Consider the following 19,643-nt stretch of genomic DNA (forward strand, 5'->3'; position numbering starts at 1 on the left):
TGGCAAAAAAAATTTAAGCCAATTTTAAAAGACAGGTACCGCAAGCGTGTGCAATTTTAGCTTTTCCAATTGTTGGCCCATCATTAGCAAGGTCTACCATCTTCTGTACATCATCTGATGCACCATAGCGTTGAACCACACCATGAAACTCTTCTACATCATGTGGTCGTAAATAATATTTATATTCACCTGTTGAGGGGCTTATTAGATAATTCCCATCTTCGTCTCGCTTAGCACCCAAGTGATACAACTCATGCTCGATCAACGCACAAAACTCTGTATCACTTGCCTGTGAGGCGAACTTTGCATCAATAGTGATAATGAAATCGGGCACACAGCCGAACCAATCAATCATTTGTTTTTCTTGTCGCAACTTGCGCCAACCGCCTGCCATCGGAGCAAACTTTTCAGTTTGGCCCAATACAACTCTGTCAGCTTTGATGAATGCTGAAGATGCCCATAGAACTTTAAATAAGGTGCTAGGCCACGGCGATATGTGTGAATGATCAGGGTTATAAAGCTTTCCATCACTGGAAATGAAAGTATCGATAATCCACTCTTCAAGCTCCTTTGCTGGCTCAAAATCAACATTATCTAAAGGGTCTATATTTAGAAGTCGTTCCGGTGGTTGTGGCCTTTTCATATATTGCGCCCATTAAAAAACCACCCGAAGGTGGTTTAGTTATCTTGCATCATGCTCTCTGTGTTTCCATGATCGGTTCCGAGAATACGAAAAACTCATATTATCAGTCTCATGAGTCCGTTCTTGATGATTAAGCTTCTCAATCATTTCTATAAGAGCACCACCCCCATGGGCCTGCTCTTTATATAATGCTCTCAAGACAAGTTCAGCAGGCTTCCCAATTTCTACACGATCACTCTCCCAGTTACGAACAGTGGACTCGTTGACGCTTAAAATGCCTGCTAGGTTTTTCTGCGAAAGATTTAGTTCTTTTCGCAAGAAGCGAATTTCTTCACCATTTAGTTCTGGTTTTTCATTAATCAAATAGAGGCCAATTGTTTTATGAAGTTCGTTCACTGATGCAATAGACACCAATTCACCATATTCTTCATCGGTTTCAATTTCAAAACCATCAACAAGCCAAACATTGCTTAAACCACACTCTTCATAGTGATACATAACTGTGCCTATTCTTTAAATGTAGTAACAACAATGGAAAAGTCCCCGTTTTCACGAACCTTAATCACAACCACTGTTGTAATAAACTCACCCGCAGTGCGAACCGAAATATTCAGTTGGCAATCTCCATGGGTAGTTAGGTATGGACCTTCCGTAATATCTCCGTGCTCAAAACAGCAAATAATCTGTTTAAGCGAGATACCGCGCTCCTGCATTCTCTCCCTAACATGTTTTGTTAGTTTGATCTTTCTAGTGTCTTTTGCAATTTCTCTAAGCTTACGCTTAGCTTCAATTTCGGTTAAACACATATACAGACACTTTATTGATTAGGTTGAATGATTCGCGCAGAACCGTTAATTATTAGCGGTATATGCGAATAGTATTCCATTGAGAATATTCGGTCAATGTTTTTCGGTTACCACATGTAAAGTCGATAGGCAACCCTGATGTTCGTAAAAGGCGTTATATCTTGTCGCAATGCATCATTTTGATTGTATCTTTCTCATCCATATAGCGCTTCACGCAAATTCTTAATCCGATCCTTCAACTTAATCATGATGCCGTCAATTGCCAGCAACTCATTACGAGTCAAGCTAGAACATCTGAAGACTCAAATTTCCTCTTGTGCCCCAAGATATCTGATTTGCACCAATATTCATCTAACTGAGTGTTAATTAAATCTTCTTCCATAGATTCGAGAACATAAAAAAGCCTTAACTCTTCATTTCTTTCTAAAATCTTAAGTCTATATTTTTCTATTTCAGCCACTCCAGGCTTGGCAATAACTTTCTGAAACCCAGCGCTAAATATTATTGGTGCAACTGGTTTTTCGTATTCACATTGCCACTCTATTTCGTCAGCAACTCCCCCTACAGCTAAAATTTCCCTAACCTTACCTGCAGCTACCCCACCAATAACCGCGATTTTCATAAAAATCTCGATATATAATGTAAAGGTAGATTGATAACATATTAAAATATTTAAACAAGCACAATATTTTAACAAATATTTTCTAAGCTTCAGTTTATATCTAATGACCTACATCCCATATAATGAAACTATGGGTTATGTATATTTTAGTAATAAGAAAAAACCCGCCAATAATGCATATTGAGCAGGGTTTTATGTGCCGTAATCCGTTCGGCTAAAAGGAAATGTAAATTGCTCAATAAAAAACCCGCTTACCTCTCCCAAAGTAAGCGGGTTAAATTTGCGCTTTATTACTAATTCTTTAATTCATCTTTATTTTTCACAGAATATAATCCCATTGTTTCACTATGATGAATAAATCACTCAATTTCTTAAATATCACTTAATTTCTTTCAAGCAATCACGACACACCTTGATTTCTTCATCATCAATCGTGTAATCGATCTCAGTCGCACCATGCAGGCCGAATAAGCACATCAGTAATCTAAGCATGATTTTACTCCTGGCTAATCAAGCATTTTAACTTGGTGTGATTACACTAATATTTCTCAGGGCAATAAAAAAAGGATGTGGCAAATTGCCACACCTTTGCCTTAGATTACGATATTGACCAGCTCGGCAACTGATCTACCGCTACTCGACACAATAAACTTCTCAAAGTTAGCTATTGATCCGCTTTGTGTCTTTCATCTTGATTAGTCGGGGTGTCACCCACAATTTATGGCTCTAAGGCTAACTCAATATGTGACGAAATCACATTGGATTCAAACCAATTTATACGGCTGGTTTCAGCATCCCACCGTTTGCGCTTTTAGCTGAGCAAATGAATGCATAGCGTCACAAATCCGAATTACCTAATGGCTGACGTTATTTCATAAGATCACCAGTGAGTCAGGTTTATAGAATCTCAGGCATTAAAAAAGCCCAGTCATTTGACCGAGCTTTGATGTATGTAAAATCTGGGTGGCGGCATTAAATTTTAAACCACTACGAATAAAGTCAAGCCGCCATAAAAAAAGCCTAATCCACGGGGACTAGGCTATAAACTTTGAATCTTTTTTCGTTGGTAGCGGGAGCTGGATTTGAACCAACGACCTTCGGGTTATGAGCCCGACGAGCTACCAGACTGCTCCATCCCGCATCAACGAGTTAGCTTTATACGCCCTAAGCAACCACAAAGCAAACTTTATTTGAAATATAAACACTTATAGTATTAACGAAATTCAAAATATCTAAAGCCTACCCTAAAATTGCTTCAGTTATAAAAGCTGGATGAGATGCTCGATAGAGGCTCAATCTTCTCTTTTCACCCTCTAAAAACAACTTGGGTTATTCCGACCATATTGATTTTCTCGAATCAAGCCCGGATAGACCTAGTGCCCAATCAGAAACAGCCCCATAAACAAAAGTATTATCAGCGAAAATTAATTTGGTCTTGTTATGTGTACTATTTATAAGAACTTTATGTGTTGGTAATGAACCGAATACACTAATCTGAGTGTAAATGTATTTATAGATTTCAGGCATATAGAGGGACACTTAAAAGAGAGCGTCACCATACCATCTTAGTTGTTTAAAAAGCCCATCAAAGCCCATGCAATTTATATACAGCAATAAAAAAGCCCTACATCTCTGTAAGGCTTTTCCCCTTGGTCATTTGCGCTGATACAAGGAATCGTTGTTTTTATTTACAACAAAATAATTAAATCATTAATCGAATAAAAAATGAAGCAAAAAAAACCTGCATCTTGGGGAAGGTGCAGGTATAAACTGATATTAACTATCATGGAAAACTTAATACCACTAATATACTTGGTTTATATTGAGATCTCATTCACATTTTATTCCAAATTATTTAGGAATAAAAAAAGCCCACCAAAATCGATGAGCTTTTTACGGTAATCAAGTGAATTACTATAACTTCGTCCACTATTACAGAAATATGCCATACCCCGTCTGGACAGTCAATTGATTCTTAACCTTTTATCGTGTCCATTTAAAAAATACTTACCTGCAAAAATCATGTTATCAATTGAGGTTTTCCCAAGCTTGAACTCATTCGCCATCTGTCGTAGAGACATACCCCTTACGTTCTTATCAATGAACAGGCACAGCGCTGCTTTAGCTGAATCACAAATACGAGTAGAGAATTTTAAGTCTACTATTAACTTACGCACTTCTTCTGCTTCATGATCTGTGATTTTGCAGATCACGGCGTCTTTACGGGTACTCTCATACCCTTTGTTATTTTCACAAATCAACCAATAAATCTGATTTACACATAAGTTATCAGGAGCATTTCCCGATGCCATTCGACAGGTCTGGACATATGCACCATATTGCTTAAACCATTCCTCTGCCGTGAACTTAGACCAATCCATAACTGTTGTTTTTACAACTGCATTCATCCCATCACCCACTCATTTAAATAATTTGCATGTATGCTGGGTACCTTTAACCCAGTACACATCCTGACTTTTGCAAACCTGAACCGTATTCCACGTATTTACAGCAACAGCAAGAATCATCAATAAGATGAAACCAGCAATCCAAAGCCAGTCATTATTCCTACGTTTCATCCCAAATCCCCCACCATCTTCTCTATTTGCTCAATCGCTTTGCCGCTTTTCACTTGCTCGGTGCTAAACCGTATTACCTGATAACCCATCATTGTTGCTGCATTGTATTTATCTAAATCTGCTAAGTACCCCTTACCCCGTGTATGTCTGCCATTACTCCAGATCCCTCCTTCCACTTCGACCAATATCTTTTTGCCCTTCAAATGGAAATCAGCTCTCCATTTACGTGTAGGGTGAAACTCAAACTCCTGTTCAAACTCAATTCTAAGCGCCTTGAGTTGTAGGCTTAGAGTTTGCTCACCCTCACTAACAACACGCTGCTTCTTGACCGATGCATGACGTTTAGCCCTGCGTTTTGGTTTGTAGATTTTTCGATATTCAGCGAGGGAGATGCTGGTCACTTGCACCTCGTTTAATCAAGGTAAAACACCCATAATTTCCAACAAATTTCTGCCCACTGTCATCAATTGCTGCGACTGCAAAATTCTTAATATGCGTCACAGTTAGTGTGCTTGTTGGTTGCTTCCATGCTTCAACGTCATGAATCACCTTGTCACCAATATGAAATGGATTACTCATGCTCAACCACCTCCACATCAGCACACAAACACATGAACGGCGTTCCATCATCCAAGCGCCCAAATACGCGACCATCTTCAACTCGGTCTAATACGCCGCAACCAGTGAAGCGTTTGCCTGAATAAATTGTTGCGGATTCACCAATAAAATCTACTTTTACGCGGTCGCCTTTATTCATCCCTTCACCTCAAACAACTGCTTTGCCTTATCCGTTAAAAAGAATCGTGATTCATCTGTAAAACCTGAATCTTTTCGTTTGATATACCCGGCTTGCTCTAAACCCTTCAGGTATCGCTGTGCTGTTCTTAAACTGAGATCACTTAATGCTGTTTTGCGAAGCTCAGATACAGTTGCTATCGGGGTAGTTTCAATTGCCTTGAGCGCATGGATCACACGTTCAAATATTGCAATCTGATTCACTGAAGTACTTAGACGCTTCACGCTTTACCCCCAACACGTTCATCTGCCCAATTGCACTCAACCACATCCAAACCATCATGCTGAAAACGAGACCAGAGACGATCACCAAGGTCTTGTTCCAATTCATGTGCTGTCATGTTTGAAATCAACATGGTTGGCTTGCCAGCGTCATAACGTGAGTAAAGAACTTTGTGCACCAGCTGGAGACGGTTTTCATGGCGGTCATGCAATCCATATTCATCAAGAATCAATAGATCGTATTCAGTGAAGCGATGAACAGCGTTTACTTCACTATCATCAGCCTTGGTCCATGCATTCGCTATTTCATTGGCCATGTCTTCAGAGGTCACATAGCGGGCATACTTTTGGGTCTCAAGAATGTTTCGAGCTACGGCGCAAGCTAAGTGTGTTTTCCCAGTACCGGTACGACCAATCATGATCAAATTGCGCTTAATTCCCTTCGTGAAATCCTTCACAAACGTGACGCATTGAGTTTTTGCATTTTGCTGACCGCTATTCGCGACCAAGTATTCTCTGAACCCACTGTTCGCATGACGGGTTGGAAGTTTTGCGCCTTGGAAGTGTTTTTCACGAACCATCGCATTCACGGCGTTGTGATGTTCTGCTTGAGCTTTGTTAAGCGCTTCTGTTGAGCATTGCTTGCAGAACGATTTAGGCAATCCATACAACGACTTCACAAACCACATCGACCATCAGAACTTCAATGCCCTCATCAAAGGCTATATCGAAAAGCATCGTTTAGTGGAGGCAGGCTAATGACTACTTCTACTCAAAAGTTTTCCGAGTTCATCAGCCAAGATGACGAAGGCAACATTCGTATGCGTCTACCTTTTAAGTCATACCGAAGAAGACGCTCAAGGTAAAACCAAGATCAAAACTATTGGGAAGATGCTAGACGAGAAAATCACTCTTGAGGGCATGGTAACCACTTGCCTTCAGACTGCGGTGATTAATGGTCAATACGTATTCCAGACTAAAAACAATGGCAATTCGACTGTTAAGTCCCCAGATGGCTTGTTTGAAACTGACCATATTGAAAACGATTTAAACCATGTGGATGTAGCGATTTGCGAATTCTATGGCATCCCGAACCCTCAAATTCAAACACAAGACCAATCTGCTTAATAACCTAAATTTAAACTTGGAGTAATTTTCATGAATCAGCAATACAAACAATTTGGCTATAACCCTGACTCAGCAAAGCAAGCAGACAGCAGTCTACGTATTGAAGAAGCTGGAAAATATATTGGTGTGATTAAGCATATGGAATTTATCACAGCGAAATCAGGTACAACCGGTTTTGAAATTGAATTTGAAACAGACAATAAAGAATCTGCTTCATTTTCTATTTGGACCGAGAAAAAAGACGGTACTCCATTGGGTGGAGTTCACAAAATTAATGCTCTGCTCGCTTGTGTAGGGGCTCGTGGTCTAACACCAACAAATGCACCTTTAGAGAAATATGACTTTGACGCTAAAGAGCGTATTACTAAAAATTGTGTAGTAGCCCCTGAAGTGGCTAACCAGCGTATTGGTTTTCTTCTGCAGCGTGAAAACTACCAAAATGACAACGGTGAATGGAAACACCAGATGAATTTCTTCTCTTGTTTTCACGCTCAAAGTGAGTTGATGGCCAAGGAAATTATTGAACGTAAAACTACACCTGAAGCACTACCAAAATCACTTGCTTCGCTTATGTCTAACCCTATCACGACACGTAAGCCTAAAAACAACAATGGTGGTGGCTACCAACAAAATAATGGTGGTGGTTATGGTGGAAGTAACCAGGGTTTTAACCAGAACAATGGTTACAACCAAGGAGGGTTTGATGGTTATTACGATGATGTGCCACCAGTGTTAGGTGCCAACCAGCAAGATGATTTTCCGTACTGAGGTTAATTGGCTATGAATGCATTGATTTTAGACACGGAAACTCACGACCTGAATGGTTACCCAATTGAGATTGCTTACGCACCTTGCTCTTTTGAGCAAGGGGTGTTGGTAATCAACCAAGGGGAAGTTTTTGATGAGTACTTCTCATGCCCTGAGCCTATCGCTCTGGGTGCTTTAGCAACGCACCACATTCTTGAAGCTGATATTGCTGAAAAGCTAAGCTTTGACACATTCAAGATGCCTCAAGATGTCCAATACCTAATTGGACACAATATTGATTATGACATTAAAGCTATTCAGAAATGCCAGCCAGACTTCACTGTCAAAGGTATTTGCACATTAGCTTTATGTCGCATGGTATGGCCCGACCTGCCCCACACATTAAGCGCTATGTACTACCACGTTATGGATGATTTGGAGCTTGCACGAAAACACCTTCGGCATGCCCACAATGCTAAAGCTGACATCTATTTCACTGGTGTAATTCTAAAAACATTAGTAGAGCAGCTGGGCATTAAAGACATGAATTCACTTTTCATCATGTCAGAAACTGCCCGTATACCAAAGTACATAACTTTTGGAAAGCATAAAGGCACAGCAGTTAAAGACCTTGATCCAAGTTATGTGACTTGGTTGCTACGTCAAGGTGACTTAGATCCTTACCTCCGTAAAGCATTGGTGACTCTATGAAAAAAGCAACTCTTGTCCACCCACTCATGAGTGAAGCATTTCTGATTTGGCTAGCGAAGCTTGGATACAAAGGTGTGGCACGTGCTGGTGTTATCTCTTTTTACCACGAGATCAACAATCGAAACTTTCCACGTGGCGTTATGATTTTGGAAAACGGTCGATTAAACAGACCAGCTGCCAAATTATTTGAAGAATTTAAGAAACATGATCCATTTAATGAGGTGGCAGCATGAGCACATTGAAAGATTTAAACAAGCATCTGTTTGATCAGTTGGATCGTCTGGCTAAGGCTGACAAAGACACTCTTGATTCAGAGGTAAAGCGCGCTCAAACCATGTCGCAAGTGAGTGAGCAGATTGTGGATGCGCACAAAACTCAACTGGAAGCGGTAAAACTGGTGGCTCAATACAAAGGGCTTAACACGAATCAAGAAGCGCCACAGATTTCTGTTGGTGATATGAATGTGAGTGTTTGATATGGCGAAAGGTATTGCGATTAAGTACACCGAAGAAATGCTGATGTTTTTACGCCAGCATGAGGAAACGCCACGTACTGAACTAACCTGTAAATTTAATGAAAAGTTTGGCTACAAGCTTTCAGTAGATGGCATCAAGGCCAAATGTCTGCGTATGGGATTAAAAACAGGTCGAACAGGATGCTTTTCACCTGGTCAAAAGTCTTGGAATAAAGGCTTAAAGGGTTATGTGGGTGCGAACTCAACATCCTTTAAAAAAGGAAATACACCTCTTAATCACAGGTCTGTCGGTTATGAGCGAATCACCGTTGATGGCTATGTTGAAGTAAAGGTTGCTGAACCAAATGTTTTTGAATCAAAGCACCGCTGGATTTGGGAGCAGCACCACGGGAAGATACCAGATAACCATGTTCTTGTTTTTAAAAATATGAACAAGCAAGACTGTCGACTTGAAAATCTGATGTTGATTAGTCGCGCCGAGCTTGTTCGTTTAAATCAATCTTATCGAAAGCTTGCCACACCAGAAACAAACGAAACCTGTGTCTTGATGGCGAAGATCAAAAATAAAACGCATAACTCGAAGGTGGCGTGATGGAAGTGCATGAAAAGCGAAAACTTTTAGAAGCGATTGATATTTTGATAAAGCGCCCTGCTCAAGATGATGAAACAACATTAGGTAATGCAATTGGTTATTTCACTAAATTGGTTGAATCAACAACAGGCGGTCAATTGACAATTGTGCCAGTGGTTAAATAAATATTTCGAGCAATTATTTGCGCAATTTAAACAATAAATCAGGATTTTGCGCAGATGTTTGCTCAGGAGAGTGTGATGGAAAATCCAGAAAAAATTGAAATCGCAGGCTTAAAAACGATTCATAAGCTTTGCAACTTTGGTGCAGATCACAATATGGAAGGCTGCACATTTACTGAAATTGTTGAGCGCATGTTTAGCAAGATCGAGCAAATGAAAACTCAGGTAAAACCTATGTAGATATTGCCAATAAGAAGCTTTCAAATGCAATTAAGCACATGCTTGAAGCTGAAAGTTGGGTTGATGCAATTAAGGATTCTCAGGAGCAAAGTCATGAATGTCCCAATCCTTGACCCCTGCTGCGGCTCTCGCATGATGCATTTTGATCGTACAAATCCAAATGTCGTATTCGGAGATATTCGTACTGAAAAACACATTTTATGTGATGGTCGCTCTCTTGAGGTAGCTCCTGATATTGAAATGGACTTTAGAGCAATGCCATTCAAAGATGGTCAATTCAATTTAGTCGTATTTGATCCACCTCATTTGATCAAAGCAGGAAAAGAAAGCTGGCTTGCTTTGAAGTATGGAAAACTTCAAGCAAGTTGGCGGGATGATATTCGAAAAGGATTTGAGGAATGTTTCCGCGTGTTGGCCAACGGCGGTGTTCTGATTTTTAAGTGGAATGAAACACAAATTAAAGTCAGTGAAATTTTAGCTTTGACTGATCAAAAGCCTGTCTTCGGACACATCAGTGGAAAGCGTGCAAATACTCACTGGATCACATTTATGAAGATTTCGGATGTGGAAGCAGGTAAAAGATTGGAGGTGAAGTGATGGGATTATCAAAATATACAATCACGGTTGAGGCTGACTCTCCACCACAAGTCATGCTTGGTCAGAATATCGGTGGTGGAATTGTCAAAGAACTGAAAGAAGTTGAGATGGAATTAGTATCTGCTGCTAAATTAGCAGAAAAATACAATCTATCAACGACAACCATCCGTGAGCGCCTTGCATCTATTAATCAAGGCACACAAGGGAAATGCTTGTACAACCCTCGCCTAGCGCACGGCATACTCACAACAAAAAATAAAAGAGGCAGACCGAGAGCTAATTAGCTCTCGCTGTCATTAAACATTTCAACTAGGTCCTGAGCGTCTGGATTCTAGTAAGTGTTAATTAATATCCCAATCGTTTTATGCCCGGTGATCTTTGCTAAAACCTCAACTGGTAATTTCCGAACCTTAACCATTCTTGTAATTGCTTCATGTCGTGAATCGTGAAAATTGATGTGAGGTAGATTCGCTCTTTTTTTAGCTCTCACCCACGTTGCGCAACATATATCCTTGTCGATCGGCACCAGAGCGTCATTATCCAAAGGTAATAATGAAAGCAGACGCTTTGCTTCTTTCGATAAAGGAACGTTTCTAGACTCGCCATTTTTAGTCATCGGCAGATGTACAAAACCATCTCTCAAGTCTGTTCTGCGCATTGCCAGTATTTCACCTTGTCGCATTGCTGTTTCAAGCGCAAATAGAAATGCCCATGCTACATAGTGCTTTGACTTCTCAGGTGTAGACACACCATCCCAATCCAACGCTTTAAGCAACACTTCTTGCTGTTCAGGCATAATCCGCTGATTTCGTGATTTTTCCTTACTTGGCATCGGTACAGTTTGCCAAACATTCGACTCAATTAAAAAAAGCTCTTTCAAGGCATAAGTGAAAACAGCCGAATAGATAGCATGCTCATTTCTTAAAGTTGATACTTTGACTTCCTTTTTCCGTTTATTTCTCCACTCAACAATGTCGCTGGGTTTAAAATCGTAAATAGACTTATCAGCAACATTGGGTGCAATGCGATCAAGGTTTTTTATCTTGAGCATAATTGTTCTAGCAGATCGCATATGTCTGCCATGCTCTTGATAGTACTTATCGCATAATTGGCGAAATGGGTATGCTGGCTTTATTCCTTGTTCTAAATCAGCCTTACCTGTTTTAAGCTCTAGCAGTTTGATTGATGCCCAGTGCTCGCACTCTTTTGCAGTATCTCTGGTCACTGAGTATCGCTGCTTGTCAAAAGTAACAGTGATACGCCAAGTTGACCCACGTTGTATTGGTTTCGGAAGCTTCATTTTTCTTGGTGCAGATTTGGTGCAGATTGCCTTTTATTCTATCGAGAATGTAGTAAAAGGAAAGAAAATACAGGTAATTTCGTGCATTTTTAAAATGTGATTCCAACTGACGTATGTTTTAATCTATTCATAAGATGCTGTTTTTTAATTACTTATTATTAATTTGTTTTTGTATTTGATGCGAAATTTTATAGATACCACCTAAAATCATTGTATACTACCTTTTTATTATGAAGTCCGAATGTACCAAGCAAGCTTTGGACATTCCTCTAGTGAAGTTTGATGAGTACTTTATTACTAATTACCTCCGCACCGAGTTCAATTCATGCATGGCATGCTCTAGGTTTAGCGCAAGCACTGCATGGGAAAAATGAACCCTTTCGAGTGTTTTTCTACCAAGATGCTGTTCAAGTTGCCAATGCCCTGCAATGGGTACCTGACGACCAACGGAATCTATGTTCTGAGTGGCAAAAACTCGCCATTCGCCTACCCGTTTGTGTAAGTGCAGCCTTAGCCCGAGGAATTACCAATGCCGAAAACGCACAGCGTCATCAGTTAGCACAGCATAATCTTGCTACAGGTTTTGACTTGGTAGGCCTAGGGGAACTGGCCGATGCTGTTCAGTCTGCAGAGCGCTTAATTCAATTCTAAGTGCTAAGTTTTCAAGAATTTGTTGCTTTTAAAAGGTATATTGTGTGAAATCTGTACTGGTTATTTTAACCCAAGCCAATTTAAACTCTTTGCAGGTGCATGAAAGCCTCTCTGCAACCATGGTTCTTGCAACTTTTGGCTGTGAAGTCAAAGTCTTATTACAAGATGCTGCACTCAGCTTATTAAACAATGCTCAATCATTTGAACCCTTAAAACATGCGTTTAAACTGGCTTCAAACATGGTTGATAGCTTTGAGTTTTATGACTTAAGCCCGATTTGGATTGAAACCAAGAATCAAGCTTCTGCTTTTGTTCAACAAACCGAGCAAGAAATTGAATGTGTTGAACTCAATTCCAATTTAATACAACAGTTTGACCATGTATTATATTGGTAAGGAAACAATTATGAGCAAAACACTTTATTTCGTACAGTCTCCATTTTCCGCGACGGAACAAGCGCTGAGTAAATTACAAAACCTCTATCAATCAGGGGATGATGTGGTTTTAATGGGTGATGCAGCCCTGTATATACAGCATACTTTTATTCAGCAGCTAGCTTGTGTATTTGTGCTTGAACAGGATGCTGAAAATATTGCTGCTATCCATTCGAGTAACCTAGAAACCATCAGCTATGCTAGGTTTGCTGAGCTATGCTTAAACCATAGTCGTTGTATCAGTTTGAAATAGTTTTGAGTGTTTAGATGAATTTAGAATTAGACCAAGATGGTCATTTAGTCGATTACACCATTTGGAATCAAGAGGTTGCAAAAGAGTTAGCAAAATCTTTAGAGCTTGAATTGACCGATTGGCACTTTGAAATCCTCATGGCAGTGCGTAAGTTTTACCAACAGTTTGGACACTCACCTGCAACACGTCCGCTGATTAAGTTTTTAATAAAAACAGTCAGTGCAGACATCAATAATGCCATACTGCAAGAAAAGTTTAATACTGGGCTTGTAGCGCGCCATCTGAGTCGTTTGGCAGGCGTGCCAAAACCTGCAAACTGTTTATAAACTTAAGCTTGTTTAACGTCTGATTGAACAGCTAAAGCATCGACATAAACCTGTGTCGGTATCGCTTTGATGTCTTTGGCATATATGACATCACCACATTCGTTACAAACCAAATGTGGCTGAATGCTATGCCCACAGGTTTTATGAATAAATTGCACGGGACGACCTAAGCCTTCGTCCATCCATTGATCGGCCCATGTTGCCATGGACATCAGCACTGGGTATAAAGCTAGGCCTTTTTCAGTCAAACAATATTCAAAGCGCTCTTGGCGATCTGTATAAGGTCTTTTCTCCAAAATATCATGTTCAACTAAGCGCTTTAAACGCTCAGAAAGCACATGACGAGTGACACCTAAGTTTTGTTGAAAACTTTCAAAACGGCGTGCACCCAAGAATGCATTTCGTAAAATCAACATCGTCCACCGATCGCCAATCACCGACAGCGTTCGTGCAATTGAACACGGTTGTTCCCCGATCTCATCCCATTTCATTGTAAAAAACCAAGTCTCTCTTAGGTCTAACGTTAAAAGATTTAAGACCATAAGAAAAGCTCTTTTTATCCAGCTTTTCTTATGTTGCTTTAACATTTTAGACGGCTCAAAGACATTTGAACGTCATGAAGTCTTAAGCACAGCTCATTTCAGTATTTTGAGGTTGGTCAGGGATCATAAAGTCTTCCATTCCTAGCTCACCTTTTTGATATTCATTGAGACGTTTTTGAATAACATAAAACAGCGCCTTTTTGTGCGCTTTTGACAGGTTCATTTGTTGAAGTTGTTGCTTCAAATGCCCTAACAACACATCTATGGGCTGTTCCTCTTCTTCCATCAAATACAAATAGCCAAAGATCGCACCACTTAATAGTGCTTCAAAAGAAAATCCATTCGAAACATTGTACGCGACCGATGAAAATACACGTTCAAATGCACTCAACTTACGCAGTGGATCACGCCCAACCCGACTACATGGGTCTTTATAAGCATACTGACAAGATTGATCAAAACTTCGGGCCAAACGCGTTAAATCATTTTTGCGTTTTGGTAGATAATGCGCCAGACCTTGCGTCACTTCTGCAAGCAGTTTTTCAACATAATACTGCACTCGCGGATCGCCCATCGCTACACCAATGGTCTGATGTCCGAGTAGGCTTGCATACCACGCAGTCATGGCATGTACGCCATTCCATAAACGGTTTTTAATGAGCTGAATATCTGAAATTTGATCTACCAAGATCATTTGACGCATTTTACTGAGTAAGGAGCTTTTATTTTCCACATAGATCGGCATATCCATTTCAGCATTGAAAAGAATTAAATCCATATGTTGTAAAATATGACTCGGTTGAAAATTTTGTCTTAAATCTTCTACATATTCACTGGCACGGCGCTCTTGTTCTGCACTCAGTTTACTGACATCTTCAACTTCAATTTGATTACTCTCGTCATCAAGTTGATATTGCTTAAATATATTGTATTTAATGCACAGTTGACGATATAGATTTTTATCGCTCAGCTTAGACACCATACGGTTGACTACCGTATCGCAGAAATAGTGTTGCTCTAAAATAAAGTCAGCTACAGCATGGTCTGTTAACTCCACTAATGCTTTACGTACTTGCTCTAGAACCAACTGCTTGGCACCAATTTTATTTAAGATAATTAACAGCGTCAGTGGAGTTTGAACTTGCTCATCTTGCGCCAGATAGCGTGCATAGAGGCCCTGTGCAATGGTTGCAGCTTCACTGGCTAAAGCATTTTCAGCTAAACAAATCGCAATTAAACTCGACTCGACGTACATGGCATGCATCTGCTGTAAATCTTCAGCATCAATAATATGCATATTTTCAATGCGTTCATCATAAGACACTTGCCCATAGCGAATACAATACGCACCAAAAGCATTTACGGCTGAACGGTATAAACTGTTACGTGTAGACGCATAGATTTTTTTAGGACGCGTATAGCCATCCCAATGCGACAGGATTTGTGCAATATAGCCTCCGCCAATGGCACCAAATCCATGAATCCCCACAGTTAGTTGATTTAAAGTTTGAGGAAAGCTTTCTTGTAAATTGGGCATTTCAAGATGCGAGCTGTAGATATCTAATTCCGTTAGATAGTCATACATATTTTCAAAATAATAATTGGCATGTGCCAACATGCTTGCATTGGGTTCTTTAATATCTTTGAACAGTACGCAGATGCCCCCAGCATCATATGCCGAGCGGATACCATTTTCTGAGTCTTCAAACATGAAACACTGCGCAGGTTCAAGGTTCAGTTTTTGCGCTGCACTTAAGAAAATTTCAGGATGTGGTTTCCCCTTTTCAACCTCATCACCACACACCAAGACGTCAAAAAACTTATAAACATTGGCATTGATTAAATACTCTTCAGCAATCGCTCTTCGACTCGAGGTCGCCACAGCCATACGTAATCCTGCTTTACGTAAGCGTTCTAGAACTTGTACCAAACCTTTTTTAATCGGCACACCATATTGGCGCACTGTTTCTAATTCTAATTCATCTGCCCGCTTACGAATCTCGGCATAAGGAACTTCCTGTCCATATTGCTTTTGCGCCAAGGCCTCCGCACTTCTTGCACTTAAGCCTAAACATGCCATAAGGTAGGCATCTGAAAACTCAACCCCAATCAACTCTTTGGATGCCTGTTTCAAGGTTTGAAACCGTAAACGTTCGGTATCAAACATTGTTCCATCCATGTCAAAAAGCGCACCATGCACAATATCATTCTTAAATTTAAACATTTAGCCTCCGTTTTTATGTTTGCACTTATACTATACAAAAATCGGGCACAGAGACTTTGATCTGATTTTATGAAACATTTTTGTCTGTTTATTGATCAATAAATTGGCATTTAGGCATTTTTTTGTAACCAAAAGGTAATCCTAGGTAATCAAAACGTAACTAAAGTGATTATTTTTTAACAAAGCGTGTCTGAAGATGAAATATCTAAAAATGAATTTGATCTTTATATTCATCAATGATCGATAACCATGCACGAGTTGCAGGATTCATCACTACGGTTGAATTCCATGCCATATTTAAGTTCCACCGCAAATTGGGTTGTTCCACTAAACTGACACTGAATTTATCGCGATCTAACTGCTCACAATAAATTTGCGGCAATAAAGCAATACCGACACCTGACTCGACCATTTTGGCAATAAAGTCCCACTGGCTACTTTTGCATAATACTTTGGGTTCAAAGCCAGCCGCCATTGCAGCATCTAGAATCACATGGTTTAAAGTAAAGGTGTCTGCATACAGTAAAAATGACTCTTCTTTAAGTTCAGCAAACTGCACCACATCGCGCTTTCTCCACTGAGAATCGTAGTTGGAAAGCAAACACAACGGTGAATCTATAATTTGAATGCCTTGAATGCTGGGTTTTAACTCGCCCAATAAAATCCCAACGTCGATTTTTTTGGCCAAAATGGCTTCTTCAATGCCTGTCGCACCGACTTCTAAAAAGTTCAATTCAATGTTGGGATATAATTTGTGAAATTTAACGATTAAGGAACTCAACAATACTGAGCCTAAAGGTGGCAAACCCAATCTCAGCACACCTTGTTTCAACCCACGAATTTGGTCTGCTGCTTCAAAGATCTGTTGCTCCTGCTGCAAAATCTGCACGGCATGCAGATAGACTTGTTCTCCCATATAGGTCAATTTGACTTCTCGCTTACGCCCTGCTTCGCCTTTATGAAATAGAGGCAGTCCTATCTCGTCTTCTAACTGTTTTAAAGATTTACTAATAGTAGGTTGAGTCACAGATAGTTCCTCCGCAGCAAGACTAAAACTGTGACTTTTCACCAGCTGCACAAATATTCTTAGAGTTTTAAAATCCAAAATTATTCCAATTAAGCATAATTATTATTTTATTATTCATAATTACACGATCAGGTCAAACTTAAAATAACACCAACAACTTATACCCTGTGGTCTTCCAATGCATTCGTTCAAATTGCCTTATCGTTCTACTCTTCAAGTAGGTTTGCTGATTGGTATTTGGTATATCGGAACGCTGATACAAATCGCCCTGTCTTTACCAATATCAGGTGGGGTCGTGGGTCTAACGCTTTTACTTATTTCTCTGTTAGCGGGTGTATTTAAGCTGGACTGGATTAAGTCAGGTTCGGATTTGCTTTTAGCTGAACTGTTGTTGTTTTTTATCCCCTGTATTATTGGCTTAATCAAATATAAACATCTTTTTCTCACCCAAGGTTGGCAACTGGTTTTATCTATTGTCCTTGGGACCATTTGCGTGATGACCTGCACTGCTTACTGTGTTTTCTTGGGCTTTAAGCTTGAGGCCAAGTTTCAAAAAAAGCCGAAGCAATCACATCAGCTGAAAAGTCACATTTAAGGAACGATCATGCATATTCACTTCGTTGCCTTGATCTGTTTTATCGGAACTATATTGGCCTATCTTTGGGGTAAAAAGTTTTATCAGAAACACCCGTATGTATTGCTCTCACCAGCGGTTTTTATTCCCTGTCTGATTATTTTGTGTCTGGTGTTTTTCAACATTCAGTATGACAACTATATGTATTACAGCAAATGGTTAGTCTGGATGTTAGGTCCTGCAACGGTCGCATTTGCCATCCCGATCTATGAATATCGCAAAGTCATTCAGCAGCATGCTTTTTCGATTGCTTTAGGCATTATCGTGGGTATGTTGGTTGGCGTAGTCAGCTCTTTTTACTTGGCACGTTTATTCCATTTTGATGCTGTGACCAGTTACAGTCTGATGAGCCGCTCTATCTCTACCCCTTTTGCCATGGAAGTCACACAAGCCGTCGGAGGCTCAGTCGAGCTGGTGATTTTATTCACAGTGATTACGGGTATCGTTGGTGGACTCTTGGCTAACACCGTATTGCTTGTTCTAAAACTGGATTCTAAATTTGCTCAAGGTGCATCCTTGGGTAGTGCCGCACATGGTTTTGGTACCAGTACTGCGTTCAAACGTCATAAAGAAGAAGGTGTCGCGGCCTGCCTCAGTATGGTTTTAGCCGGTATTTTCATGGTGCTGTTTGGCCCAAGTTTAATTCACGCTGTCGTTTATCTTCTTGGTTAATCCTCTTCGATAAAGGATCTCAAGCCATGCTACTTAAATCCTTGTTGGTTTGTATGTGTTTAAAGCTGAAGTACAGCATCAGCGCCATCATCAATACCAATAAAAAATAATAGGGTAAATGTTGATTCCACTGATATAAGCCTGTACTTAGTAAAGGTGCAAAAACGAAACTCAGTGCTTGCGTAGCCGTGCATAAACTAGCAATTTTAGTTTGTAGCGTGGTTGGTGCGGTTTGAGCTGCCCCCGTGGTAAAAGCTGGAATTAAACAAGCCACGGCAATACCATAAAAAACATAAGCTGCTTGGAAAGTCCAAATCTGACCAGCACTCAGTGAAAGTAATAAACCTAAAACCATCGTCACAAGACCGACCCAAAGCAATTGTTTAATTGACCATTTAAAACATTTTGAAATCATCAATTGCATCAAAACCAGTGCTATCCCCACAATCAATGAACACTGAGAAAAATACACTGCACTCTGATACGTGTCGAAATGGAATCGATCTTGGATATAAAATCCAGCGGTTAAACTCAGGGTGACAATCGCGACATATAAGCTAAAGCCCAGCAATAACCAAATCCCTAACTTTGACCATTGCAGCTTTTCTATAGACACGTCTTGTAATTTAGCCGTGGTACCCTCCCGTTCTTGTGTCTGTGATGCTTGCTTCCTTTGAAAGCCCAGTACAATCCAAGCCGCCATAGCCGTTAAAATAGCCACTGCACCCCATAACGGTGTCAACATACTCCATGTCAGCAATAATGTCGTCGCTAAAGGGCCAATCACCACACCTAAGCTGTTCAGCGCGCCAAACTTCGCCATATTCTGACTACGTTCCTGCTCACTTTGAAAAGCCGTCATAACATAACTTTGCAGCGCAATTTGTGGCATCGCCATAAAAAAGCCAGTACTGGCACGGGTCAATATCAGTAAGCTAAACAAAACAGCAAATGAAATGGCATAACTCAGTCCATAGCTGAGTACCGCCGCAAATAAGCCCCAAGTGATTGCCATACCGATAAAACCAATACTTAACAATTGATAAATGCTGAATTTTTGAGTTTGTTTAGAAATATAAATAGCTGAAATGGCCATCACCAAAGCACCAGCCGAAACCAATGCTCCACCTTGCAGTTCCGTCAGCCCCAGTTGCCGAATAAACGGTGCAAGTAAAGGTAAAATCATCGAAAAACAAGCGCCATTGGCAAGGCTGCCTGCAATAAAGATTTTGTTATTGCTATTCATTTTATTATTTAAACCA

32 protein-coding genes and 1 tRNA gene are annotated in these 19,643 nt (G+C 40.2%); 16 read left to right on the forward strand and 17 right to left on the reverse strand.

Annotated elements, in window-relative coordinates; genetic code table 11:
• Positions 1-13: 13 nt before the first annotated feature.
• From AC4MDD_RS09155 to AC4MDD_RS09210, 12 genes are all read right to left on the reverse strand, one after another.
• Positions 14-643 (reverse strand): putative metallopeptidase, encoded by a 630-nt coding sequence (locus tag AC4MDD_RS09155; protein ID WP_491881462.1) that lies wholly within the window; start codon positions 641-643, stop codon positions 14-16.
• A gap of 39 nt (positions 644-682) precedes the next feature.
• Entirely contained in the window at positions 683-1,141 is a 459-nt protein-coding gene (locus AC4MDD_RS09160; protein ID WP_419283564.1) for a helix-turn-helix domain-containing protein, read from the reverse strand.
• Between the two features lie 8 nt (positions 1,142-1,149).
• Complete coding sequence (locus AC4MDD_RS09165) at positions 1,150-1,449, reverse strand: DUF4258 domain-containing protein (protein WP_176537797.1); 300 nt, start codon at positions 1,447-1,449, stop codon at positions 1,150-1,152.
• 280 nt (positions 1,450-1,729) lie between these two features.
• Entirely contained in the window at positions 1,730-2,071 is a 342-nt protein-coding gene (locus AC4MDD_RS09170; RefSeq protein ID WP_004693401.1) for a hypothetical protein, read from the reverse strand.
• A gap of 1,064 nt (positions 2,072-3,135) precedes the next feature.
• Positions 3,136-3,212 (reverse strand) — tRNA-Met (locus tag AC4MDD_RS09175).
• Positions 3,213-4,035: 823 nt separating this feature from the next.
• Entirely contained in the window at positions 4,036-4,479 is a 444-nt protein-coding gene (locus AC4MDD_RS09180; RefSeq protein WP_491881463.1) for a hypothetical protein, read from the reverse strand.
• 12 nt (positions 4,480-4,491) lie between these two features.
• The gene (locus AC4MDD_RS09185; protein ID WP_491881464.1) at positions 4,492-4,650 is read right to left on the reverse strand and encodes a hypothetical protein; all 159 of its coding nucleotides are present in this window, start codon (positions 4,648-4,650) and stop codon (positions 4,492-4,494) included.
• A complete protein-coding gene (locus AC4MDD_RS09190) occupies positions 4,647-5,051 on the reverse strand; it encodes a DUF559 domain-containing protein (protein WP_279731595.1) in 405 nt (134 codons plus the stop codon). Before AC4MDD_RS09190 ends, AC4MDD_RS09185 begins: the two co-directional genes overlap by 4 nt.
• Complete coding sequence (locus tag AC4MDD_RS09195; protein ID WP_004693752.1) at positions 5,029-5,229, reverse strand: hypothetical protein; 201 nt, start codon at positions 5,227-5,229, stop codon at positions 5,029-5,031. Before AC4MDD_RS09195 ends, AC4MDD_RS09190 begins: the two co-directional genes overlap by 23 nt.
• Entirely contained in the window at positions 5,222-5,407 is a 186-nt protein-coding gene (locus AC4MDD_RS09200) for a hypothetical protein (RefSeq protein ID WP_279731596.1), read from the reverse strand. The genes AC4MDD_RS09195 and AC4MDD_RS09200 overlap by 8 nt, the downstream gene beginning before the upstream one ends.
• Positions 5,404-5,649, reverse strand: a complete 246-nt coding sequence (locus AC4MDD_RS09205) for a winged helix-turn-helix domain-containing protein (RefSeq protein ID WP_491881465.1) — start codon at positions 5,647-5,649, stop codon at positions 5,404-5,406. The genes AC4MDD_RS09200 and AC4MDD_RS09205 overlap by 4 nt, the downstream gene beginning before the upstream one ends.
• 17 nt (positions 5,650-5,666) lie before the next feature.
• Positions 5,667-6,347, reverse strand: a complete 681-nt coding sequence (locus AC4MDD_RS09210; protein ID WP_491881466.1) for an ATP-binding protein — start codon at positions 6,345-6,347, stop codon at positions 5,667-5,669.
• 121 nt (positions 6,348-6,468) lie between these two features.
• Here AC4MDD_RS09210 and AC4MDD_RS09215 point away from each other — a divergent pair, with 121 nt between their 5' ends.
• The 10 genes from AC4MDD_RS09215 to AC4MDD_RS09260 all read left to right on the forward strand — a co-directional run bounded on the left by AC4MDD_RS09215 (position 6,469) and on the right by AC4MDD_RS09260 (position 10,602).
• Positions 6,469-6,795, forward strand: a complete 327-nt coding sequence (locus AC4MDD_RS09215; RefSeq protein ID WP_491881467.1) for a hypothetical protein — start codon at positions 6,469-6,471, stop codon at positions 6,793-6,795.
• A 30-nt stretch (positions 6,796-6,825) separates the two neighbouring features.
• The gene (locus AC4MDD_RS09220; RefSeq protein WP_491881468.1) at positions 6,826-7,563 is read left to right on the forward strand and encodes a hypothetical protein; all 738 of its coding nucleotides are present in this window, start codon (positions 6,826-6,828) and stop codon (positions 7,561-7,563) included.
• Between the two features lie 12 nt (positions 7,564-7,575).
• Positions 7,576-8,253 carry a 3'-5' exonuclease gene (locus tag AC4MDD_RS09225; RefSeq protein ID WP_491881469.1) on the forward strand — a complete coding sequence of 226 codons (678 nt, stop codon included), beginning with the start codon at positions 7,576-7,578 and terminating at the stop codon, positions 8,251-8,253.
• Complete coding sequence (locus AC4MDD_RS09230; RefSeq protein WP_125280165.1) at positions 8,250-8,486, forward strand: hypothetical protein; 237 nt, start codon at positions 8,250-8,252, stop codon at positions 8,484-8,486. Before AC4MDD_RS09225 ends, AC4MDD_RS09230 begins: the two co-directional genes overlap by 4 nt.
• Entirely contained in the window at positions 8,483-8,728 is a 246-nt protein-coding gene (locus tag AC4MDD_RS09235) for a hypothetical protein (RefSeq protein ID WP_010114700.1), read from the forward strand. Before AC4MDD_RS09230 ends, AC4MDD_RS09235 begins: the two co-directional genes overlap by 4 nt.
• Position 8,729: 1 nt before the next feature.
• Positions 8,730-9,320 carry an HNH endonuclease signature motif containing protein gene (locus AC4MDD_RS09240; protein WP_491881470.1) on the forward strand — a complete coding sequence of 197 codons (591 nt, stop codon included), beginning with the start codon at positions 8,730-8,732 and terminating at the stop codon, positions 9,318-9,320.
• Complete coding sequence (locus tag AC4MDD_RS09245) at positions 9,320-9,484, forward strand: hypothetical protein (protein WP_491881471.1); 165 nt, start codon at positions 9,320-9,322, stop codon at positions 9,482-9,484. The genes AC4MDD_RS09240 and AC4MDD_RS09245 overlap by 1 nt, the downstream gene beginning before the upstream one ends.
• 75 nt (positions 9,485-9,559) lie before the next feature.
• Positions 9,560-9,721: a hypothetical protein gene (locus AC4MDD_RS09250; RefSeq protein WP_491881472.1), complete on the forward strand. Its 162-nt coding sequence runs from the start codon at positions 9,560-9,562 to the stop codon at positions 9,719-9,721.
• Between the two features lie 93 nt (positions 9,722-9,814).
• Complete coding sequence (locus tag AC4MDD_RS09255; RefSeq protein WP_491881473.1) at positions 9,815-10,318, forward strand: TRM11 family methyltransferase; 504 nt, start codon at positions 9,815-9,817, stop codon at positions 10,316-10,318.
• Positions 10,318-10,602 (forward strand): helix-turn-helix domain-containing protein, encoded by a 285-nt coding sequence (locus AC4MDD_RS09260; RefSeq protein WP_063454287.1) that lies wholly within the window; start codon positions 10,318-10,320, stop codon positions 10,600-10,602. The genes AC4MDD_RS09255 and AC4MDD_RS09260 overlap by 1 nt, the downstream gene beginning before the upstream one ends.
• A 47-nt stretch (positions 10,603-10,649) precedes the next feature.
• Here the strand turns inward: AC4MDD_RS09260 and AC4MDD_RS09265 are convergent, their stop codons facing one another.
• On the reverse strand, positions 10,650-11,618 hold the full coding sequence (locus tag AC4MDD_RS09265; protein ID WP_491881474.1) for a tyrosine-type recombinase/integrase: 969 nt from the start codon (positions 11,616-11,618) through the stop codon (positions 10,650-10,652).
• Between the two features lie 282 nt (positions 11,619-11,900).
• Between AC4MDD_RS09265 and tusD the strand changes: the two genes are divergently transcribed.
• The 4 genes from tusD to AC4MDD_RS09285 are packed head-to-tail and all read left to right on the forward strand — an operon-like array spanning position 11,901 to position 13,282.
• The gene (gene tusD, locus AC4MDD_RS09270) at positions 11,901-12,269 is read left to right on the forward strand and encodes a sulfurtransferase complex subunit TusD (protein ID WP_279691383.1); all 369 of its coding nucleotides are present in this window, start codon (positions 11,901-11,903) and stop codon (positions 12,267-12,269) included.
• A gap of 44 nt (positions 12,270-12,313) precedes the next feature.
• Positions 12,314-12,664, forward strand: a complete 351-nt coding sequence (locus AC4MDD_RS09275) for a hypothetical protein (RefSeq protein ID WP_005399536.1) — start codon at positions 12,314-12,316, stop codon at positions 12,662-12,664.
• A 10-nt stretch (positions 12,665-12,674) separates the two neighbouring features.
• The gene (locus AC4MDD_RS09280) at positions 12,675-12,956 is read left to right on the forward strand and encodes a DsrH/TusB family sulfur metabolism protein (protein WP_039889636.1); all 282 of its coding nucleotides are present in this window, start codon (positions 12,675-12,677) and stop codon (positions 12,954-12,956) included.
• A gap of 14 nt (positions 12,957-12,970) precedes the next feature.
• Positions 12,971-13,282 carry a TusE/DsrC/DsvC family sulfur relay protein gene (locus tag AC4MDD_RS09285; protein ID WP_005399538.1) on the forward strand — a complete coding sequence of 104 codons (312 nt, stop codon included), beginning with the start codon at positions 12,971-12,973 and terminating at the stop codon, positions 13,280-13,282.
• A 2-nt stretch (positions 13,283-13,284) separates the two neighbouring features.
• Here the strand turns inward: AC4MDD_RS09285 and AC4MDD_RS09290 are convergent, their stop codons facing one another.
• The 3 genes from AC4MDD_RS09290 to AC4MDD_RS09300 all read right to left on the reverse strand — a co-directional run bounded on the left by AC4MDD_RS09290 (position 13,285) and on the right by AC4MDD_RS09300 (position 17,153).
• Positions 13,285-13,773: a winged helix-turn-helix transcriptional regulator gene (locus AC4MDD_RS09290; RefSeq protein ID WP_005399539.1), complete on the reverse strand. Its 489-nt coding sequence runs from the start codon at positions 13,771-13,773 to the stop codon at positions 13,285-13,287.
• 133 nt (positions 13,774-13,906) lie between these two features.
• A complete protein-coding gene (mtlD, locus tag AC4MDD_RS09295) occupies positions 13,907-16,048 on the reverse strand; it encodes a bifunctional mannitol-1-phosphate dehydrogenase/phosphatase (protein WP_491881475.1) in 2,142 nt (713 codons plus the stop codon).
• Between the two features lie 205 nt (positions 16,049-16,253).
• Positions 16,254-17,153, reverse strand: a complete 900-nt coding sequence (locus AC4MDD_RS09300) for a LysR substrate-binding domain-containing protein (protein WP_491881476.1) — start codon at positions 17,151-17,153, stop codon at positions 16,254-16,256.
• 100 nt (positions 17,154-17,253) lie between these two features.
• Here AC4MDD_RS09300 and AC4MDD_RS09305 point away from each other — a divergent pair, with 100 nt between their 5' ends.
• Complete coding sequence (locus AC4MDD_RS09305) at positions 17,254-17,670, forward strand: CidA/LrgA family protein (RefSeq protein WP_491881477.1); 417 nt, start codon at positions 17,254-17,256, stop codon at positions 17,668-17,670.
• Positions 17,671-17,679: 9 nt separating this feature from the next.
• Positions 17,680-18,381: an LrgB family protein gene (locus AC4MDD_RS09310; RefSeq protein ID WP_335997252.1), complete on the forward strand. Its 702-nt coding sequence runs from the start codon at positions 17,680-17,682 to the stop codon at positions 18,379-18,381.
• 19 nt (positions 18,382-18,400) lie between these two features.
• Here AC4MDD_RS09310 and AC4MDD_RS09315 read toward each other — a convergent pair whose 3' ends face one another.
• Positions 18,401-19,627 (reverse strand): MFS transporter, encoded by a 1,227-nt coding sequence (locus tag AC4MDD_RS09315; protein WP_491881478.1) that lies wholly within the window; start codon positions 19,625-19,627, stop codon positions 18,401-18,403.
• Between the last annotated feature and the right edge of the window lie 16 nt (positions 19,628-19,643).

This window comes from Acinetobacter sp. CAU_H_29a_1 (genome assembly GCF_058599505.1).

What these genes read in the sequence shown, in the direction of transcription:
- AC4MDD_RS09155 (WP_491881462.1), bottom strand. Translation starts at nt 643, where the DNA reads ATGAAAAGGCCACAACCACCGGAACGACTTCTAAATATAGACCCTTTA.
- AC4MDD_RS09160 (WP_419283564.1), bottom strand. Translation starts at nt 1,141, where the DNA reads ATGTATCACTATGAAGAGTGTGGTTTAAGCAATGTTTGGCTTGTTGAT.
- AC4MDD_RS09165 (WP_176537797.1), bottom strand. Translation starts at nt 1,449, where the DNA reads ATGTGTTTAACCGAAATTGAAGCTAAGCGTAAGCTTAGAGAAATTGCA.
- AC4MDD_RS09170 (WP_004693401.1), bottom strand. Translation starts at nt 2,071, where the DNA reads ATGAAAATCGCGGTTATTGGTGGGGTAGCTGCAGGTAAGGTTAGGGAA.
- AC4MDD_RS09180 (WP_491881463.1), bottom strand. Translation starts at nt 4,479, where the DNA reads ATGAATGCAGTTGTAAAAACAACAGTTATGGATTGGTCTAAGTTCACG.
- AC4MDD_RS09185 (WP_491881464.1), bottom strand. Translation starts at nt 4,650, where the DNA reads ATGAAACGTAGGAATAATGACTGGCTTTGGATTGCTGGTTTCATCTTA.
- AC4MDD_RS09195 (WP_004693752.1), bottom strand. Translation starts at nt 5,229, where the DNA reads ATGAGTAATCCATTTCATATTGGTGACAAGGTGATTCATGACGTTGAA.
- AC4MDD_RS09200 (WP_279731596.1), bottom strand. Translation starts at nt 5,407, where the DNA reads ATGAATAAAGGCGACCGCGTAAAAGTAGATTTTATTGGTGAATCCGCA.
- AC4MDD_RS09215 (WP_491881467.1), top strand. Translation starts at nt 6,469, where the DNA reads ATGACGAAGGCAACATTCGTATGCGTCTACCTTTTAAGTCATACCGAA.
- AC4MDD_RS09220 (WP_491881468.1), top strand. Translation starts at nt 6,826, where the DNA reads ATGAATCAGCAATACAAACAATTTGGCTATAACCCTGACTCAGCAAAG.
- AC4MDD_RS09225 (WP_491881469.1), top strand. Translation starts at nt 7,576, where the DNA reads ATGAATGCATTGATTTTAGACACGGAAACTCACGACCTGAATGGTTAC.
- AC4MDD_RS09230 (WP_125280165.1), top strand. Translation starts at nt 8,250, where the DNA reads ATGAAAAAAGCAACTCTTGTCCACCCACTCATGAGTGAAGCATTTCTG.
- AC4MDD_RS09235 (WP_010114700.1), top strand. Translation starts at nt 8,483, where the DNA reads ATGAGCACATTGAAAGATTTAAACAAGCATCTGTTTGATCAGTTGGAT.
- AC4MDD_RS09240 (WP_491881470.1), top strand. Translation starts at nt 8,730, where the DNA reads ATGGCGAAAGGTATTGCGATTAAGTACACCGAAGAAATGCTGATGTTT.
- AC4MDD_RS09245 (WP_491881471.1), top strand. Translation starts at nt 9,320, where the DNA reads ATGGAAGTGCATGAAAAGCGAAAACTTTTAGAAGCGATTGATATTTTG.
- AC4MDD_RS09250 (WP_491881472.1), top strand. Translation starts at nt 9,560, where the DNA reads ATGGAAAATCCAGAAAAAATTGAAATCGCAGGCTTAAAAACGATTCAT.
- AC4MDD_RS09255 (WP_491881473.1), top strand. Translation starts at nt 9,815, where the DNA reads ATGAATGTCCCAATCCTTGACCCCTGCTGCGGCTCTCGCATGATGCAT.
- AC4MDD_RS09260 (WP_063454287.1), top strand. Translation starts at nt 10,318, where the DNA reads ATGGGATTATCAAAATATACAATCACGGTTGAGGCTGACTCTCCACCA.
- AC4MDD_RS09265 (WP_491881474.1), bottom strand. Translation starts at nt 11,618, where the DNA reads ATGAAGCTTCCGAAACCAATACAACGTGGGTCAACTTGGCGTATCACT.
- tusD (WP_279691383.1), top strand. Translation starts at nt 11,901, where the DNA reads ATGAGTACTTTATTACTAATTACCTCCGCACCGAGTTCAATTCATGCA.
- AC4MDD_RS09280 (WP_039889636.1), top strand. Translation starts at nt 12,675, where the DNA reads ATGAGCAAAACACTTTATTTCGTACAGTCTCCATTTTCCGCGACGGAA.
- AC4MDD_RS09285 (WP_005399538.1), top strand. Translation starts at nt 12,971, where the DNA reads ATGAATTTAGAATTAGACCAAGATGGTCATTTAGTCGATTACACCATT.
- AC4MDD_RS09290 (WP_005399539.1), bottom strand. Translation starts at nt 13,773, where the DNA reads ATGAAATGGGATGAGATCGGGGAACAACCGTGTTCAATTGCACGAACG.
- mtlD (WP_491881475.1), bottom strand. Translation starts at nt 16,048, where the DNA reads ATGTTTAAATTTAAGAATGATATTGTGCATGGTGCGCTTTTTGACATG.
- AC4MDD_RS09305 (WP_491881477.1), top strand. Translation starts at nt 17,254, where the DNA reads ATGCATTCGTTCAAATTGCCTTATCGTTCTACTCTTCAAGTAGGTTTG.
- AC4MDD_RS09310 (WP_335997252.1), top strand. Translation starts at nt 17,680, where the DNA reads ATGCATATTCACTTCGTTGCCTTGATCTGTTTTATCGGAACTATATTG.
- AC4MDD_RS09315 (WP_491881478.1), bottom strand. Translation starts at nt 19,627, where the DNA reads ATGAATAGCAATAACAAAATCTTTATTGCAGGCAGCCTTGCCAATGGC.